The sequence below is a fragment of the Lentzea aerocolonigenes genome, from assembly GCF_000974445.1.
Classification (GTDB): Bacteria; Actinomycetota; Actinomycetes; order Mycobacteriales; family Pseudonocardiaceae; genus Lentzea; species Lentzea aerocolonigenes.
Genome location: NZ_BBOJ01000017.1, coordinates 32,951 through 49,602 on the forward strand (window position 1 = coordinate 32,951; position 16,652 = coordinate 49,602).

The following is a 16,652-nucleotide window of genomic DNA, read 5'->3' on the forward strand; positions in this document are numbered from 1 at the left end:
AGCCGCGCGAGCTGAGCGGCGAACCGTGCGGCGCGCCCACCAAGAAGGGCACGCCCTGCCCGATCACGGCCGGCGCGAACGGGCTGTGCCACGTGCACGACCCGGCGTTGCAGTGCGGTGCCCTCACGAAGAAGGGCACGCCCTGCACGATCGCGACCGGCGGCGGGCGCTGCGAGTACCACGAGGACGCGCTCGAGCTGTTCACGTGACCGCAGGAAGGGCCTGTGGCGGCGACGCTCCACCCACCCCCGCGCTGGTCACCTGACCGCAGGAAGGGCCGGCGGTGGCGACGCTCCACCCGCCCCCGCGCCGGTCACGTGACAGCGAGACACCCAGCGGCCGACTCCGCCGGCCACCACCCGCCGTTCACGTGACAGCCAGCGAAGCCAGCAGTCGCAGGGCCTCCTCCGACGGGCTACCAGGTGCCGCCACGTAGGTGACCAGCACCTGCCCCGCGTCCGAGGTCAGCGGTTCCGCGGCCAGTTCCAGCGGCCCGAGCTGCGGGTGGTTCATGCGCTTGAACATCGGCCCGCGCTCACGCACCGGGTGCTCGGCCCACAGCGTGCGGAACAACGGCGACACCTCGGAGATCTCCTCGACCAGCGCGAGCAGCGCCGGGTCGTCGGGGTGCACGCCGTAGTCGGCACGCAGGTAGCCGACGTTCTCGCGCGCGCAGTCCATCCAGCCGACGAACAGTTCCTGCGCGGCCGGGTCGGTGAACATGTACCGCACCATGTTCCGCTGCTCGCGGAAGTCCGTCACCAGCGCCGCGGCGAGCGGGTTCCACGCCAGCACGTCGAGGCGCCTGCCGAAGACCATCGCGGGCACGCCGTGGATCGCGTCGAGCAGCCACCGCAACGCCGGCCGCACCTCCTCCGACGGCACCTCGACCCGCGTGGGCCGCGCCAGCCGGTACAGGTGCGTGCGCTCGGCGCCGTCCAGGCCGAGCGCCTGCGCCAACGCGTCCAGTATCGAGTCGGACGCGTTCGAGGCGCGTCCCTGCTCCATGCGCGTGTAGTAGTCGACGCTGATCCCGGCCAGCTGCGCCAGCTCTTCCCGGCGCAGCCCCGGAACGCGGCGCCGGGACGCCCGTTCCGGCGGATCCAGTGCCGCACGGCGGGCGCGCAGGAACTCCCCCAGTTCGTTCACGGACCCCATCATGCCGGTATCGCTCCGACCAGACCGCCGTCGACGATGAAGTCCTGCCCCGTCACGTAGGCCGCGCGGTCGGACAGCAGGAACGAGACCACGTGCGCCACGTCCTCCGGCTCGCCCAGCCGTCCCATCGGCACCTGCCGGCGGAACGGCTCGGCGTCGTCGGTGTTGTCGCGGAACATGTCCGTCGCGATGTAGCCGGGGCTCACCGTGTTCACGCGAACGTGTGGCATCTCCGCACCGAGTGTGCGCGCCAGGCTGTGCACCGCCGCCTTGCTGGCCGTGTAGAGGGACGCACCCGCGAACCCGCGATGGACCGTCCACGACGCGTTGATCACGACCGACGCGCCGGGCTTGAGACGCGCCTGCTGCACCGTGAAGTACACGCCTTTGAAGTTCGTGGCCAGCACTCGGTCCACGTCCTCCTCGGTGATCTTCGCAAACTCCGCGAACACCCCGATCCCGGCGTTCGCGAACACCCCGTCGACCTCGCCGACCTGCTCCGTCAACGCCTCGACGTCGGCGAGCCTCGACACGTCGGCCACCACGGTCTCGACGCCGAGTCCCTTGCGCGCCAACGCCAACCGCTCCTCCGAACGCCCGGCCAGCACGACCCGAGCGCCCTCCTCCACCAACACCCGTGCCGTCGCCAGGCCGATGCCGCTACCGCCACCCGTGATCAGAAACGTCTTCATGGCGACAACGATCGGCCCGTCCGCGAGGCCGAACCAGACTCGCTGTTTCCTGGGTCTGCCAAGACCAGGCTGAACCACGCGAACCGGCGTAGCGTCTCTCCGTATGCTTCCCGAATCCGCCAGGGCGGTGCTGGAGTCCAACGCACTCGGCCACCTCGTGACACTCGGCCCGGACGGCTCCCCTCAGGTCACGATCGTCTGGGTGGGCCTGGACGGCGACGAGATCGTCTCCGGCCACCTCGCCGCGCACCAGAAGGTCCGCAACATCCGCAACGACGGCCGCGTGGTCCTGTCCGTCGAGACGCCCAAGATCAACGAAATGGGCCTGCAGGAATACCTCGTCGTCTACGGCACCGCGCGCATCACCGAGGGCGGGGCGCCGGAGCTGCTCCAGCGCCTCGCACACACCTACCTCGGCCCAGACGTGAAGTTCCCGCCGATGGACAACCCTCCACCCGGCTTCGTCACGCGCATCACGGTCGACCGCGTGGCCGGCGTCGGCCCCTGGGTTCAGCAGGGCTCGTAGCGGGGGTGGACGGCGGGGAGACGTGGTGATCGACCAGGGCCACCCCGGTCATCGTCACGTCCTCCCGCACCGCAGCGCGAAGTCGCCCCGTTCACGGTTCATCGCGCAGTTCGCGACGACCTCCGCAACGCCTCGTCGCCGAGCAGGCTAACCTCAGCACCTTCGCCAGTCGCGCCATGCCCTCCGCGATCTCCTCCGGTGTGTTGGTGGTGAACGACATCCGGAACGTCGCGTGATCTGGCGTGGTCGCGAAGAACGGCGCGCCTGGCACGAAAGCGACGTCGTGGCGCAGTGCCTCCTTGAGCAGCGCCGCGCTGTCCGCTTCGCCGGGCAGCCGCAGCCACACGAACATGCCGCCGTCCGGATCGCTCCACGTCGTGCCGACGGGAACCGTGCCGGGCAACGCGGAGATCATCGCGTCCCGGCGTGCGCCGTACTCGACGCACAGGCGTGCGACGTGTGCGTCGAGATCGTTGTGCTCGAGATATGCCGCCGCAGCCGCCTGGTCCACAGTGGACGTGTGCAGGTCGGCGGCCTGCTTCACGATCACCAGCGTGCGGAGTAGATCCGCGGGTGCCCGCAGCCAGCCCAGGCGCATGCCGGGAGCACCGATCTTCGAGAAGCTGCCGAGATAAACGGTTCTGTCGCTGATGGAAGCGAGCGGGGCGACCGCCGAGCCCCGGTAGCGGAGCTCGCCGTAGGGATCGTCCTCGACGACCCACAGGTCGTGTTCGGCGGCGATCTCCGCGATCTCCACGCGGCGTTCGGCCGAAAGAGTTCGCCCGGTCGGGTTCGCGAACGTCGGCACCAGGTAGAGCAGGCTGGGCTTCTCCGAGGCCACGACGGACCGCAGCGAGGACGGATCCAGGCCGTCGGCGTCGCCGGCGACGGGCACGATGCGCGCGCCGGCCATCTGGAAGCACTGCAACGCGGCCAGGTACGTGGGTTCCTCCACCGCCACCACGGCGCCCGGTTCCAGCAGCGCGGTGGCCACCAGCGTCAGGGCCTGCTGCGAGCCGGTGGTGATCAGGACGTCCGATGTGGGCAGTCCACGGCCCGTCAGACGGTCCGAAACCAGCGCCCGAAGAGCCGGGTTTCCTTCTGTGGGCGCGTATTGCAGCACTGACCGGTCCCGCAACGCGAGGTCGTAGGCGGCGCGCACACCGTCCAGGTCGAACAGTTCGGGAGCGGGAAGCCCGCCGGCGAAGGAGATCACCTCGGGACGCGAGGTCAGCGCGAGCAGGTCGCGCACCGGGGAGCTGGCCACGGAGAGGGTGCGGTGCATGAACTTCACGGTAATCGGAGGCGCCTCCAGTCAGACGCGGATTTTCTGTCGGTGCCCGCGGCTACCGTGACGACATGGACATCGAGACACGCGCAGCCCAGCCCTACGCCGCCGTCAGGGCCACTGTGACGACGGAGACGTTCGCCAAGGTCGCCGACCGCCTGCCCGAGGTCATGCAGTGGCTGGCCGACCGCGAGTTACCCGTTCTCGGCGCACCGTTCCTGCGGTACTTACGCGTGACCGGCGAGGAGTTCGAGGTCGAGGCGGGCATTCCGACCATCGCGGAGGTGCCCGCCGACGGCGACGTGTTCACGGCAACGCTGCCCGCCGGCCAGTACGCGGTAGCGCTGCACGAGGGCAGCCCGGACGGCCTGGCCGCCGTCACCGACCGGATGCTCGCCGGCACCGCGCGGTTCGACCGGGATGGCGACAGGTGGGGCGCACGCCTCGAAACGTACTTCACCGACCCGGCGGTGCAGCCGGACCCGAGCAAGTGGACCACGGAGGTGGCGATTCGCCTGGCCGACTCGTAGCACACGAGGTGAGGTGGCGCACGGGGTACGCGACCACGGCAGTCCGGCGTCACCAGGCAGCGCTGCATCGGCGGGCAAGCTGTGCCGGTCGAGCGGCGCCGTGCCGATGGGCAGTGCTGTGCCGGTGGGCAGCGCCGTGCCGGTCGAGCGGCGTCTTGGGCGGGCAGTGCTGTGCCGGTGGCAGCGCCACGCCGGTGGGCTGCGCAGTGCCGGTGGCCAAACGCCACGCGGGCGGGCAGCGCCACACCAAGGGCAACACCACACCGGAGGCGACGCTGTGTCCGCAGGCAACGTGACGCGAGTGGGGGCACCACACGGGTAGCGCCATGCGGGCGGGGAGGGCCTGGCCGATGCTCGCCTCTACGACCTTGCCCACCCGGCACGACCTCGCCCACCCAGCGCGGCGTGACCAACCAGCGGCGTGCCCACCTGGCGCGGCGTGGCCCGAGGTTCACTGGCATCGCACGGTCCGCTGTCGGGGCGCGGTTCGTCGTCGGGGGGACTCCGCTGTCTGGACGCGGTTCGCTGTCTGGGCGCGGTCCGCTGTTGGGACACAGCCCTCCGTGTAGCGCCCCGCAGCCGATCACCCACCACTCACCATCGAGGTGGCAGCACTCGACACCTATATGCCAGTCGAGCTATATTGCCCGCATGGCATCTACATTCGCCGTCCTGGCGGATCCGAGCCGCCGGGAGATCCTCGACCTCCTGCGTGACCGCGAGCGCCCGGTCGGCTACCTGGTCGACCGGATGACGCTCACTCAGCCGACCGTCTCGAAGCACCTCAAGGTGCTGAGGGAAGCCGGCCTGGTCGAGGTGCGCACCGACGCCCAACGGCGCTGGTACCGGCTCTCCCCCGGGCCGCTCGCGGAGATCGACGCCTGGCTCGCGCCCTACCGGCGGATGTGGGAGAAGAGCCTGGACGCGCTCGAACGGCGACTCGACGAGATCGAAGGGGACTGACCCGTGGACGTCGAACTGCGGATGATCGAGGGCAGGCCCGTCCTGCGCTTCGAGCGCAGGTTGCGGCACTCGCCGGAGAAGGTCTGGCGGGTCGTCACCGATCCGGCCGAGATGAAGCACTGGTTCCCGGCCGAGGTCGAGATCGACGGCCGGAAGATGCGCTTCACGTTCCCCGAGGCGGCGCCGGTCGACTCCGACGGCGGCGAGGGCGAGTTGCTCGAGTCCGATCCGCCGAAGGTGTTCGCGTTCCGGTGGCTCAACGACGTGCTGCGCTTCGAGATCCTGCCCGACGACGAAGGCTGCCTGCTGGTCTTCACGGCGGTGGTCACGAACAGGCTGTCGGTCGGCCGCGACGCACCCGGCTGGATCACCTGCCTGGACGCGCTGGTCGCTCACGCGGACGGCACGAAGTTCGAGCCGCCGGCGGAATGGCTTCCGCGCATCGAGCACTACGTCAGGAAGTTCGGCCTCGACGAGGGCGTCGACACCCCCACGGGCGTGAAGTTCGTGCGCGACCTCGTCTGGAAGCCGCTCGACGACGTGTGGCAGGTCCTCGCCGAAGGCACCGAGGACGCTGTGCCTCCCAGGGCCGCGCATCCCGGCCTCACACCGGGCGATGTCATCAGGTTCGAGCCGCCGCGCCTGCTGGAGTACGAGTGGCTCCTCGACGGCGAGGCGAAGGGCGTGGTGCGCTGGGAGTTCGAGCACGTGCCGTTGCAGGGCACCACGGTCACGCTGGTCCAGGAGAACGCCCACGGCCCCGAAGCCCTGGCCGCGTGGCACGTGCACCTGGAGCTGTTCTTCGCCGCCACGCAGGGCGAGATCCGCTGCCCCTGGCCTGCCGACCGGGAGGAGGAACTCGCCAAGCGCTACGCCGAGAAGTGACTCACGCGTACCGCACGCTCTCGACCAGGAAGCGCCAGTCCCGAGGGCATCGGCGCCCGAAACGCCGTGCGCTCGCCCGTTCGTACTCCAGCACGGCCCTGCGCAGGGTCCGGGGGTCCGCGGTCAGGTCCTCGAGCTCCTCGATGTCGGCGGCGGTGAGCCTGACCTCGGTGATCCTCGCCGGGTCGAGCCGGGCGATCGACCACCAGCAGGTGGCTGCGGCGTAGTCGTAGCCCAGACCGCGGAACTTCTCCTCTGCCACGAGGAGGTCGCGGACGGCGCTCGCCCTGTCACGGCTGCCGAGCGAGAGTTCCGCACGGACCTGGTGCGACCTCGCCACCGCTTCCGGATATGCGTCGGCCTCGATGACACCGGTGACGAACTCCTTGCCCTCGTTGTACTTGCGAGCGGCATGGCAGAGACGTGCGCGCAACACCATCAGCCACGAGTACCGCTCACCGCCGGGTGTCAGCAGGACTTCCGCGGTCGTCGCCTTCTTCACCGCGACGGTGAGGTTCGCCCGGTCACCGGTCAGCTGGAAGCGCGCCAGCCACCACTCCGCGCTCAGGGAGGCGCACATCCCCGCCTCCTCGCTCGCACGGCCGGAGATCGTGCAGAACCGCTCGATCGCCTGCAGCAGAAGCAATTCGCTCTTGCGCAGGTAGAAGTCACGATCGAACGCCACACCCTCGGCCGCCATGCGCAAGAACACCGTTGCGTGACAGAGGATTCCGCGCGCCGCCGTGTACAGGTCGCGGTACTTCTCCGCGATCTTCGTGCCGTCCTCCGCGGCAGCCGCGGCCCGCACCAACCGGTGCTCGCGCAACAGGTACCACGCCTGCCCCTCGATGAGGATCTTCGCCTCCAGCGCTCCCTCACCGCGCAGGCGCTCGGTCGCGGACAGCGTGCGCAGGCACATCTCGGACGTGCGCCGCACCAGGTCCACGTCACCGTGTGCCTTGGCAGCGCCTACCACCGAGTCGAACGACCTGGCGAGCTCGATGTCCCCCTCACCGATCTCGACCAGCCGCAGCGCCAGCGCGTGCGCCGCCGGCTCGGCCGGATCGAGATCTTCCAGGTCCCGCAACAGTTCCCGCACGCTCGGCGACGCCGTGGACGATTCCACGCTCATCGTCACACCACCTTCCCCACCCCCCGCGCCCGAGAGCGCTTTCACCAGCACCTCGAGCCCGGCTCCGGTGGCCGGGTCGAAGGTGTGAATCACCAGCGACTGCAACACCGCGGGCAACTGGTTCTTGTCGAACCGCGGTGGCACCACCGGCACGACACCGCACCGGTAGGCCTCGTCGTGGTGGTAGAGCTTGTGCCGCAACAACCTCGCCTCGTACCTGATGCCCCTGCGCTCGACGAAACCGTTGGACTCCAGGGCCCTCAGTCCGGCGAGACGACCACGAGCACGGTGCGGTCGCGGAACCCCTCTTCCATCCACGACGTGATGGCCAACGGCCGGACGGCGGGCAGATCACCGTCCCACCACACGTCGAACCCCCGTGACCGCAAGCCGGCCACCAGCGCGGAGGCGGCACAACCGCCGTCGCTGTTGCTGTAACTAACGAAGAGGCCGTTCATCGCCACTCCCCCGCGTCGCGGCGATCCAGCGGGGGGACGAGGTGGGTCGTCTGGTGCTCATGAGGGCCTCCTGGTGGGCGGGGGGTGACCTGCGGCCACCGATCACTCTGGATCGATGAGGCGAGGCCATCGCGCCGGAAGGGCCCTGATGGCGGAAGTCAGAACCGGTCGAACGTCATACGCTGACGACGGCGTTGTCCACTCGCCTCACTTTGCGCTGTGGTGCGGGATAGCGGCGTTGCCACCGGACGGGTGTCTGTTGGCGCAGGCACCCGTCCGACTTCGAGCTGGTCAGCCTCCCAGGTGTTTGAGCCGCTCGTCGATGACGCGCGGCGTTTCGCTGGCGGGCAGTGCGAACTTCTCGAGCTGGAAGAAGTACGTGAGGTACTCCCGCACGACTTCCGAGTCGACCTGGAGCAGCGACGGGCGGTACAGCTCTTCGAGGAACAACGAGTAGTCCTCCTCGTCCTCGCTGATCTCGAGGATGGAGAAGGACCCCTTCATGGCGGGGTGCAGGCCCGCCCCGAACGGGACGATCTGAACGGTCAGCTGGTCGGTCGCAGCCAGGTCCTTGATGTGGAGGAGCTGTTCTCGCAGCACCTCGGCACCGCCGATCACGCGGTGCAACGCCGATTCATCGATGACGAAGAACATTTCCGGCCCGTCCGGGCCAATCAGGTTCTGCCGGTGCATGCGGATGTCGACACCGCGCCGCACGTCCTCAGCATCGTCGCCACCTGCGGCCACGATCGCGTTTGCGTAGCGGCGCGTTTGCAACATGCCTGGAATGACCGACGTCTGGACGTACCGGCAGCGGATCGCCACCGACTCGAGTTCGATGAACTGGGCGAACCCCTTGGGCAGCCCCCGGTACTTCGCCATCCACGCAGGCCGCTTGGTCGCACGGGCGAGGTCGACCAGCTCGTCCACGCGAGCGGGCTCCGTGATGCCGTAGTGCAGCAGCAAAGCCCTCAAATCGGTGACCGATATGCCGCTTTTGCCCTGTTCGATGCGGATGACCTTCGAAGTGGACCAGTCGAGCGCTTCCGCGACAGAGTCCTGGGTGAGCTTCCGGGCCTCGCGGGCCTGCCTCAGCTCACTCAGCAGCTTCCTCTGCTGTGCAACGGGATTTCCCTTAACGGTCAAGGCGCAGCGCTCCCTCTGCGGCACGGATGACTGGCGTGCCTGCCACCATTCTGCCACCTAGCAAGTTGAGTGCAAGTAGTATGCCTGCGGGCAAAGTGAACGTCCTTAAACTGACATGTTTTACACCGACAGGCGTCAAGACACTACATGCCAACAAGATCAAGACAGGCCTGGGCGGGTTCGCCCGATCGAGCGAACCTACGGGCGGAGTGCGTCAGAACGACGAGGCAAGCACCACGAAAGCGGACCACGCGGACGCAGAGAAGCCGAGCAATGCTCCAGACCGATCTTTGCTGTCCCGGACCAGGACGGTTTCCCGCACGTCAACAGCAAACTCAACGCACGAGCTACCAGAGTCACCGCTGTAGGAGCTTCGGATCCACCTGAGCTCTGCCGCCATCGCCGTCCTCCTCGCAGGTCCCCGACAGCCCGACGAGGCCACCTCTGAGGTTAGGTACAACAAGTTGATCGACACACCGCCAGAGGTGCCCAGCGCAGTAGACAGAAAGGTGTCATTTCAAGGACACGCCACGAGCGGAACCTGTTGGCATGACATGGAATCAGAGCGTGGCGAAGCGGTCAACGCCCACGCCGCTGATCAACAACCGCTCCTTGCGGTTCCCCGTCAGCCGCTGCGTCCAGTCGACGAACCCGCCGTCGCCGATTTCCACGCCGTCGAGGAAAACCTTGAAGCACAAGCCCTTGTAGTACCCGGTGCGGCGAGAGGCATCGGACGGCAGGTCGCCGCGCACCACCTCGAACCGAGGATCCAGCACAGTCACACGGATCTCGACGTCCCCACACCCCTCCCGCAAGAACGCGATGTGCTCAGCAAAGTGCTGACGTTCAAAGGCCAGCGACCCCCGGTCACGCCCCGCGGACACCAGCGCGAACAACGTGAAGTGGGCGAACCTCCCGGCACCGCTGAACAACTGCGCCCGCACCACGCGCTGCACCGCCGCCAGCCGCACGTCGTCCGGACCGGTCTGCCTGCGCACCGCGGCTTCCAGCGCCAGCGCGTTCGTCGGGTCGGCGGCCACCTCCGTGCCGCGGATCGTCGACAGCACGTTGTTCTGGTCCATCTCCGCCACGGCCGAGCAGGTTCCCAGCGGTGCCACGGGAGCGAGGCCCAGCACGGAGAACGACGGCGGCAGCGCGGCTAGCAGCCGGTCCTCCGCCGCCCTCAACACACCGAACGGCACGGAGGACGGTGCCACGAAGCGGTCGGAGCGGTACTGCCGCAACACGTCCGGGCCGGACAGCGCGTCCGCGCGCCGCCGCATCAACGCGAGCAGCACGCTGGTGAGGTCGCTGCCCGGCAGACGCGCGAGCCGGTCCAGCGCCTCTTCTCCGCCCAACGCGCGCAGCACCCGCTTCAAGACACCCATGTCCACCATGGTCCGCATCCGGGCGAGCGGATTTCCTGGCTACGGTTGGTCCATGACCGATGCCACGCCAGAGGGTGAACTCTGGGGCCGCAGGGCCGCGCAGCGAGCCGCGCTCGGCGCGAAGATGTCCATGCCCGCGTGGAAGACCGCCGTCGAACGCACGAACATCGGGCAAGGCACCAGAGTCCTCGACCTGGCGTGTGGCAGCGGCGAGTTCTGCGCCCTGGCAACGGAAGCGGGGGCGCGCGCCACCGGGATCGACGCGTCGAACGAGATGATCAGGCTGGCCCGGCGAGCCGCGCCCGCCGCGGAGTTCCACGTGCGTGCTCTGGGGCCGTTGCCTTGGGAGGACGGCACGTTCGACGTCGTGACGGCGTTCAACGCGCTGTTCTTCGCACCTGACCCCGAAGCGGCGTTCGCGGAGGCCGTCAGGGTCAGCAAGGACTACGTGGTCGTGTGCGACTGGCACCCCGAGCACACGAGCGACGTCCTCGCCGTCGGGTGGGCGATCAGGGGACCCAGCGGTCGCCGGCGTCCCGAGATGCCGGAACCGCACGAGAACCTCACGATCGACATTCCTCAGCACTATCCGGATGAGGACACGATGCTGCGAGCCTTCCTGAGCACAGGCGGCTACCAGCGCATGATCGAGAGTGAGGGTGAAGAAAGCGTCGCGGAGAAGATCAAGGCCGCGACAGAACCGTACCGAACCCCAGACGGTGGCTATCAGCTCGAGAACAAGTACCTGATGTCAATCTTCCGCAAGAACGAGATCCCCGGGAATTGAGAATCAGGCGGCGTCGAGCAACGCGTGGCCGGCGCTGGTCAGCGCGGCGGGGCCGGGACGGGTGCTGATCAGGCCCGCGGAGGTCAGGCGCAGGCCGATGAACTGGTCGGCGCAGCACAGGCCGTCGACGAGGAGGGAGCTTCCGGCGATCTCGCACCTGCCGTCGGCAACTGCTCTGAGAACTGCGCGGTCGCGGTGTGTGAGCGATGAGGCGGTCATCTTCTTCTCCTAGCGGTAAAGCGTGTACTTACTAGTACGTCGAAGAAGAAGCACTCGGTTCGACACGATCCTCAGAGAATTCCGCGCGTACCCCCAAAAGACGTACCGCGCGGCCGTGCTCGAAGCGGTCGAGCACCTCCAGGGCGGCCGCCGCCAGCTCCGAAGCCGAGGACGTCGGCGCAGGCAGCTTCATCGCGCGCACCTTGGTGAAGAACGGCACGAAGCGCACCTTCACGCCGACGCGCACCGCAGGGCGTCCCTCGGCGACCACGTCCGCGGCGACCTGATGGGCCAGTGCCACGACCTCGCGCCGGATGTCCTCCAACGACGCGAGGTCCTGCTGGAACGTCTTCTCGTGCGAACGTGACTTCACCACCCACGGCGTCGCGCTCACGACCGTGTCGCCCGCGCCCAGAGCGACCGTGCGGAAGTACGGACCCATCCGCGGCCCGAACCGCTCGGCCAGCGCGTCCACGGGCGCCGACGCCAGGTCGGTGACGGTCGAGATGCCCAGCTCGGAGAGCTTGCGCTCGGTCTTGCCGCCGATCCCCCACAGCGCGGACGTCGGCCGGTGCCCCATCACCTCGACCCAGTTCTCGCGGGTGAGCTGGAAGACGCCGGCGGGCTTGCCGAACTCGGTCGCGATCTTGGCGCGCAGCTTGTTGTCGCCGATGCCCACCGAGCAGTGCAGCCCGGTCGCGTCCAGGACCGCCGCCTGCAGCGACCGGGCCAGTTCGAAAGGATCAGCGCAGGACGCACCGACGAACGCCTCGTCCCAGCCCATCACCTCGACGACCACCGGAAACGACCGCAGCACGGCCATCACGTCCGCGGACGCCGCCTCGTACAACGCGTGGTCCGCGGGCAGGAACACGGCGTCCGGGAGCTTCTTGAACGCGGTCCGCAGCGGCATCCCGGACCGCACCCCGAACTCGCGCGCCTCGTAGGACGCCGTGGCCACGACGGCGCGCTCGGTCGGGTCGCCGTTGCCACCCACCACCACGGGCTTGCCGCGCAACGACGGATCGCGCAGGACCTCAACCGCCGCGATGAACTGGTCGAGGTCCACGTGCAGGACCCAGTCCGCCATGCTGAACAGTATGAAACGGTCCGCCGGAATCCTGCTCTTCAGACGAACCGAGCAGCTGGAGGTACTTCTCGGGCACATGGGCGGCCCGTTCTGGGCCCGCAAGGACGCCGGCGCGTGGTCGGTGCCGAAGGGCGAGTACACCGACGAGGAGGTGCCGGAGGCCGCCGCGCGCCGCGAGTTCGAGGAGGAGCTCGGGCTGCCGGTGCCGGAGGGCGAGCTGATCCCGCTCGGCGAGGCCAAGGGCTCCGGCAAGGTCATCACGGTGTGGGCGCTCGAAGGCGACCTCGACCCGGCGACGGTCACGCCCGGCACGTTCGAGCTGGAGTGGCCGCCGAAGTCGGGTCAGCGCAAGACGTTCCCCGAGGTCGACCGCGTGGAGTGGTTCAGCGTGGAAGAGGCGAGCGCGAAGATCGTCTCCGCGCAACGCCCCTTCCTCGAACGACTCACGGCCAGATAGCGGCGACCCACTCCGGGTGGTCGATGAACGGGTTGCGGTTGTGCTGGTAGCTGGTGTCGATCACGTTGTTGCGGTTCTTCTCGAACGCGTCCGGCGGGTCCTCCAGGCTCCACTGCTTGAGCACCGACAGCTTGCCCATGTACGGCGCGGTCCCGTTGTTGACGGAGTTGTTGAGCTCGAGGTTCGCGAAGCCGTCGGTGCCCTCGTAGCGCACGGCCATGTAGAAGATCATGCGCGCGACGTCGCCCTTCACGGCTTTGCGCGGCTCGAACGAGTCACCGTCGTAGAAGCTGCCGGACGCCTCGGGAACGGCGGAGCCGCCGATGTCGAAGTCCAGGTTGCCGCGGGTCGCGTTCACGTTGACGTCCTCCGGCCGCAGGTGGTGGAGGTCGGTGCCGGGACCGGTGGCGGTGCCGAAGTCACCGTGCGACTTGGCCCAGACGTGCTCGCGGTTCCAGTTGTCGTTGCCGCCGCCGTTCAACGACTTCGCCCGCGAGATGCCGCTGTACAGCAGGATCACGTTCGAGGAGTTGTTCGGGTCCTGGTCGGTGACCTTCAACGCGTCCCAGACCTGCTCGTAGCTGAGCTTGGTCTGCTTGCTGATGATGGTGTTCAGAGCCGACTTGAGCGTCGCTCCGCTCTTGCCGCACGCCGTCGTGTAGTAGGCCTCGCAAGACGACGGCGGCGTTGTCGTTGTTGTTGTCGTCGTTGTTGAGGTCGTGGGCGGCGGTGTTGTGCCGGCGAACGCGAACGCCGTGGACGAGGTCAGACCGGGGTGCGAGAAGTACGCGCTCAGGGTGCCCGTCACGTCGATCTGCTTGCCCAGCAACGACGGGTTCGACTTCATGCCCCAGGACGCGCGGAACGCCGACGGGATCTGCACGTAGATCATGCTCGGCGGGTTCGTCGCGCCGGCCGCGTCGGACAACGCGAGCGCGTAGTCGCTCGGGTAGTTCGACGTGACGACCGTGTTCGTGGCAGTGGGCTGGCCGACGACGTACCCCCTGACCGTCTTGGCCGTCCCGTCCTGCTGGCCGATCGCCTGGGCCACGGTCAGCGGCCCTTCCGCGGAAGCGGCGGTCGCCCCGTACAGGCCGACCGCCGCCAACAAACCGATGACTAACGCCAGTGGGTTCCACCGGACCATGAGTACTCCCCGATCGTGTGAATGTTGTGCACACGATCGGTGGACATGGTCAACGCGCGGTTAACGCTTGATCACGGCACCAGGACGACCTTGCCCGTGGTCCTCCTCGACTCGACGAGCTCGTGCGCCTTCGCGGCGTCGGCGAGCGGCACGACGTGGTCGAGCTGCACCCTGAGCTGCGGCAACGCGGCCAGATCGGCACCGGACGCGGAGACGCTGCCGAAGAGTTCGAACCGGACGCCGAGGTCCACAGCTCGGTCAACGTCAAAACCCGGATTGCCGGGAATGATCGACACGAGCACGCCACCGGGCTTCAGCACCGCGGCGGAACGCTCCGCGTACTCCCCGCCGATCGTGTCGAACACGACGTCGACGGGGTCGATCTCGGTGAAGTCCTCGTGCCGGTAGTCGACGAGCTCGTCCGCGCCGAGCGAGCGCAGGAAGTCGTGCTTGGCCGCCGACGCCGTGCCCACCACGTACGCGCCACGCGCCTTCGCGATCTGCACCGCCACGTGCCCGACACCTCCGGCAGCGGCGTGGATCAGCACGCGCTGACCCGCGGACAGCCCGCCCCTGCCGACGAGCGCCTGCCACGCCGTCAGCGCCACCAGTGGCACCGCGCCCGCCTCCTCGACGGTCAGGTGAGCGGGCCGGAGCACCAGGTCGGCGGCGTTCGCCACGACGTACTCGGCGTAGCCACCGCCCGTGCCGGGGAACGGCAGCAGCCCGTACACCTCGTCGCCGACCGCGAACTCCGCGCCCTCACCGGCCTGCTCGACGGTGCCCGCGACGTCCCAGCCCAGCGTGAACGGCGGCTCCCCGAGCGCGGGGAACGCACCGGCGCGGATGTAGGTGTCGACCGGGTTCACCCCGGCCGCCCCCACCTCGACCAGCACCTGACCGGCACCGGGCACCGGCTTCGCCACCTCCGCGACCTCCAGCACGGACGCGTCGCCAACGGTCTTCTGCGTGATGACTCGCATGATGATCCCCTTCGAAATGATCTCGATGGACACCATCTTGCAGTTAGCGCCAACTTCTAGAAAGTAGGCACTTCGAGGTGACTAACTCTCCCTCAGATACAGGTCGCGCAGCAGCGCGATCTCCGCGGCGTGGTGGATGACCTCCCGGTTGATGTGCAGCACCAGGGTCGCCATCGGCTCCTCCGCGAACGGTCCTTCCGCCGGGCCCACCGGAAGCGAGAGGTCGGCCTTGCGCGCGCCTTCCGTCCACGCCTCGTAGGCGTCGTCGAGCTGCTTCAACGCCTCGTCCGCAGTCGTCGCGTACCGCCACGTCGCGTAGTCGGCCGGCGGTCCGCCGAAGTGCGATGCCGTGCGCATGTTGAACACGCCCACGATGAGGTGCGCCATCCGCCACGCGATCGTGGTGACCGGCGCGGGCTCGGGTACGGGGTACTGCCAGTCGATCGAGTTGTCCCGGTGCACGTTCCACGCGTCCGGCACGGGTTCCCAGAAGTACTCGTCGTCGGTCAGCCCTTCCAGCCGAGGCCGGGCCTGCACCCGCCAGTGGAAGTCGAGCTGGTCCGTCAGCTGCTTGTTCCAGTCCATGCGGATGACGGTAAAACCGTTTGCGGACAACCACTGCCCTGGAAACACTCGGCCGAGTGGACATTCGCACCTCGCGCCCGGAAGACCTCGCCCAGATCGAGAAGCTCGTGGTCTCACGGATGGACCCCAGCGACGGCGTGGACGCCCGCCTGCTGATGACCGACCCGGACGCGGGCTGCGACTGGGTCGGGGTCGCCGCCGACGGAGACCGGATCGTCTCCACCCTCACGCTGATGGACGAGGTCGTGACGCTCGACGGCGTCGACCTCCCCGCCGGGCAGATCGAACAGGTCGCCACCGACACCGAGTACGAGGGCAAAGGCCTGGTGCGCCGGCTGATGGACTGGGCGCACGACAGGTCCGCCGAACGCGGTCACCTGCTCCAGTTCGTGATGGGCGTCCCGTACTTCTACCGCCAGTTCGGCTACACCTACTCGATCCCGATCAAGCAGACCCGCCGGCTCGTCGAAAAGCCCGAAATCGTTGCGGGACACACGATCCGGCGCGCGACCGAAGCCGACATCCCCGTACTCCAGCAACTCCAGGACGACGCCCAGCTGAGCGCGGACCTGCGGGTCCGCCACACCACGCCGTGCTGGCGCTGGCTGATCAACCGCACCGGGTCGGTCACCTGGATCGTCGACCGCGCCGGCACCCCGGTCGCCACGGGCCGCAGCACACCGGAAGAAGAAGGCGACGTGGTGCTCGGCGAGATCGCCGGCGTCGACGACGACGCCGTGAAGGCGTTGGTGGCACTGACGAATCCGGCGGAGGTCGTGGAACGGCACCCGGCACTGGAGGGTCACCTGGAGGCCAGGCGGCCGGAGCTCGAGCAGTACCTGGTGCGCATCCCCGACATCCCGAAGCTGTTCGAACACCTCCGCCCGGTCTTCACGCAACGGTTGCGGGGCCACGAACCCGACGACGTGCTGCTCAGCTTCTACCGCACGCACGTCCGCTTCCGCTGGGACGGCGAGGAGATCGGCCCGTACGAGTGGGGCGGCACGATGCTCGGCCCCGGCGCGCAGGGCGGTGCGGGAATCGCCCCGGACCTGCTGGCGCCGCTGCTGTTCGGCCCGCACGGCATCGACGGGCTGCGCCGGATCTTCTCCGACGTCTACCCCGGCCCGAAGTTCGAGCTGATGAACAGGCTGTTCCCGCCGGTCACGAGCGATCTGCTCACCTTCTACCTGCCATGACACCAATAAACCGAGCGCT

General features: G+C 68.4%; 20 protein-coding genes. 7 read left to right on the forward strand and 13 right to left on the reverse strand.

Translation table 11 applies throughout. The features are described 5' to 3' along the window. Positions 1–366 precede the first annotated feature (366 nt). Together AOM45_RS30455 and AOM45_RS30460 are read right to left on the reverse strand one after the other, a co-directional pair. Positions 367–1,158: a helix-turn-helix transcriptional regulator gene (locus AOM45_RS30455; protein ID WP_030466504.1), complete on the reverse strand. Its 792-nt coding sequence runs from the start codon at positions 1,156–1,158 to the stop codon at positions 367–369. Further along, positions 1,158–1,850, reverse strand: coding sequence for an SDR family NAD(P)-dependent oxidoreductase (locus AOM45_RS30460; RefSeq protein ID WP_030466505.1), 693 nt, complete (start codon positions 1,848–1,850; stop codon positions 1,158–1,160). Before AOM45_RS30460 ends, AOM45_RS30455 begins: the two co-directional genes overlap by 1 nt. Before the next feature lie 103 nt (positions 1,851–1,953). Here AOM45_RS30460 and AOM45_RS30465 point away from each other — a divergent pair, with 103 nt between their 5' ends. After that, positions 1,954–2,376 carry a PPOX class F420-dependent oxidoreductase gene (locus AOM45_RS30465; RefSeq protein ID WP_030466506.1) on the forward strand — a complete coding sequence of 141 codons (423 nt, stop codon included), beginning with the start codon at positions 1,954–1,956 and terminating at the stop codon, positions 2,374–2,376. Positions 2,377–2,467: 91 nt separating this feature from the next. Here AOM45_RS30465 and AOM45_RS30470 read toward each other — a convergent pair whose 3' ends face one another. After that, the gene (locus AOM45_RS30470) at positions 2,468–3,661 is read right to left on the reverse strand and encodes an aminotransferase-like domain-containing protein (RefSeq protein ID WP_051783026.1); all 1,194 of its coding nucleotides are present in this window, start codon (positions 3,659–3,661) and stop codon (positions 2,468–2,470) included. A gap of 74 nt (positions 3,662–3,735) precedes the next feature. On the opposite strand from AOM45_RS30470, the gene AOM45_RS30475 reads away from it, so the two are divergent. The 3 genes from AOM45_RS30475 to AOM45_RS30485 all read left to right on the forward strand — a co-directional run bounded on the left by AOM45_RS30475 (position 3,736) and on the right by AOM45_RS30485 (position 6,042). Next, the gene (locus AOM45_RS30475; RefSeq protein WP_030466508.1) at positions 3,736–4,194 is read left to right on the forward strand and encodes a GyrI-like domain-containing protein; all 459 of its coding nucleotides are present in this window, start codon (positions 3,736–3,738) and stop codon (positions 4,192–4,194) included. Between the two features lie 651 nt (positions 4,195–4,845). After that, the gene (locus AOM45_RS30480) at positions 4,846–5,157 is read left to right on the forward strand and encodes an ArsR/SmtB family transcription factor (protein ID WP_030466509.1); all 312 of its coding nucleotides are present in this window, start codon (positions 4,846–4,848) and stop codon (positions 5,155–5,157) included. Positions 5,158–5,160: 3 nt separating this feature from the next. Beyond that, a complete protein-coding gene (locus AOM45_RS30485; RefSeq protein ID WP_236703889.1) occupies positions 5,161–6,042 on the forward strand; it encodes an SRPBCC family protein in 882 nt (293 codons plus the stop codon). Position 6,043: 1 nt separating this feature from the next. Here AOM45_RS30485 and AOM45_RS30490 read toward each other — a convergent pair whose 3' ends face one another. The 5 genes from AOM45_RS30490 to AOM45_RS30505 all read right to left on the reverse strand — a co-directional run bounded on the left by AOM45_RS30490 (position 6,044) and on the right by AOM45_RS30505 (position 10,166). Next, positions 6,044–7,492: a hypothetical protein gene (locus AOM45_RS30490; protein ID WP_162185622.1), complete on the reverse strand. Its 1,449-nt coding sequence runs from the start codon at positions 7,490–7,492 to the stop codon at positions 6,044–6,046. Continuing rightward, positions 7,435–7,632 (reverse strand): toll/interleukin-1 receptor domain-containing protein, encoded by a 198-nt coding sequence (locus tag AOM45_RS30495; protein ID WP_156093695.1) that lies wholly within the window; start codon positions 7,630–7,632, stop codon positions 7,435–7,437. Before AOM45_RS30495 ends, AOM45_RS30490 begins: the two co-directional genes overlap by 58 nt. Before the next feature lie 291 nt (positions 7,633–7,923). After that, on the reverse strand, positions 7,924–8,778 hold the full coding sequence (locus AOM45_RS30500; protein ID WP_162185623.1) for a helix-turn-helix domain-containing protein: 855 nt from the start codon (positions 8,776–8,778) through the stop codon (positions 7,924–7,926). A gap of 214 nt (positions 8,779–8,992) precedes the next feature. Next, positions 8,993–9,178: a DUF397 domain-containing protein gene (locus AOM45_RS49975; RefSeq protein ID WP_081901957.1), complete on the reverse strand. Its 186-nt coding sequence runs from the start codon at positions 9,176–9,178 to the stop codon at positions 8,993–8,995. A gap of 160 nt (positions 9,179–9,338) precedes the next feature. Continuing rightward, the gene (locus tag AOM45_RS30505) at positions 9,339–10,166 is read right to left on the reverse strand and encodes a hypothetical protein (protein WP_156093696.1); all 828 of its coding nucleotides are present in this window, start codon (positions 10,164–10,166) and stop codon (positions 9,339–9,341) included. A 52-nt stretch (positions 10,167–10,218) separates the two neighbouring features. Here AOM45_RS30505 and AOM45_RS30510 point away from each other — a divergent pair, with 52 nt between their 5' ends. Next, positions 10,219–10,953 (forward strand): class I SAM-dependent methyltransferase, encoded by a 735-nt coding sequence (locus AOM45_RS30510; RefSeq protein ID WP_030466515.1) that lies wholly within the window; start codon positions 10,219–10,221, stop codon positions 10,951–10,953. Positions 10,954–10,956: 3 nt separating this feature from the next. Here AOM45_RS30510 and AOM45_RS30515 read toward each other — a convergent pair whose 3' ends face one another. Further along, positions 10,957–11,172, reverse strand: coding sequence for a hypothetical protein (locus tag AOM45_RS30515; RefSeq protein ID WP_030466516.1), 216 nt, complete (start codon positions 11,170–11,172; stop codon positions 10,957–10,959). Positions 11,173–11,203: 31 nt separating this feature from the next. After that, a complete protein-coding gene (locus AOM45_RS30520; protein WP_030466517.1) occupies positions 11,204–12,262 on the reverse strand; it encodes a DNA polymerase IV in 1,059 nt (352 codons plus the stop codon). A 10-nt stretch (positions 12,263–12,272) separates the two neighbouring features. Between AOM45_RS30520 and AOM45_RS30525 the strand changes: the two genes are divergently transcribed. Continuing rightward, entirely contained in the window at positions 12,273–12,719 is a 447-nt protein-coding gene (locus AOM45_RS30525) for an NUDIX hydrolase (RefSeq protein WP_236703890.1), read from the forward strand. Here the strand turns inward: AOM45_RS30525 and AOM45_RS30530 are convergent. The 3 genes from AOM45_RS30530 to AOM45_RS30540 form a co-directional block, all read right to left on the reverse strand. Continuing rightward, positions 12,706–13,866 carry an endonuclease gene (locus AOM45_RS30530; RefSeq protein WP_030466519.1) on the reverse strand — a complete coding sequence of 387 codons (1,161 nt, stop codon included), beginning with the start codon at positions 13,864–13,866 and terminating at the stop codon, positions 12,706–12,708. The genes AOM45_RS30525 and AOM45_RS30530 overlap by 14 nt on opposite strands. A 71-nt stretch (positions 13,867–13,937) precedes the next feature. Beyond that, positions 13,938–14,849 carry an NADP-dependent oxidoreductase gene (locus tag AOM45_RS30535; RefSeq protein WP_030466520.1) on the reverse strand — a complete coding sequence of 304 codons (912 nt, stop codon included), beginning with the start codon at positions 14,847–14,849 and terminating at the stop codon, positions 13,938–13,940. A gap of 81 nt (positions 14,850–14,930) precedes the next feature. Continuing rightward, positions 14,931–15,434, reverse strand: coding sequence for a DinB family protein (locus tag AOM45_RS30540; protein WP_030466521.1), 504 nt, complete (start codon positions 15,432–15,434; stop codon positions 14,931–14,933). A gap of 56 nt (positions 15,435–15,490) precedes the next feature. On the opposite strand from AOM45_RS30540, the gene AOM45_RS30545 reads away from it, so the two are divergent. Beyond that, the gene (locus AOM45_RS30545) at positions 15,491–16,633 is read left to right on the forward strand and encodes a GNAT family N-acetyltransferase (protein ID WP_030466522.1); all 1,143 of its coding nucleotides are present in this window, start codon (positions 15,491–15,493) and stop codon (positions 16,631–16,633) included. Positions 16,634–16,652: the final 19 nt, after the last annotated feature.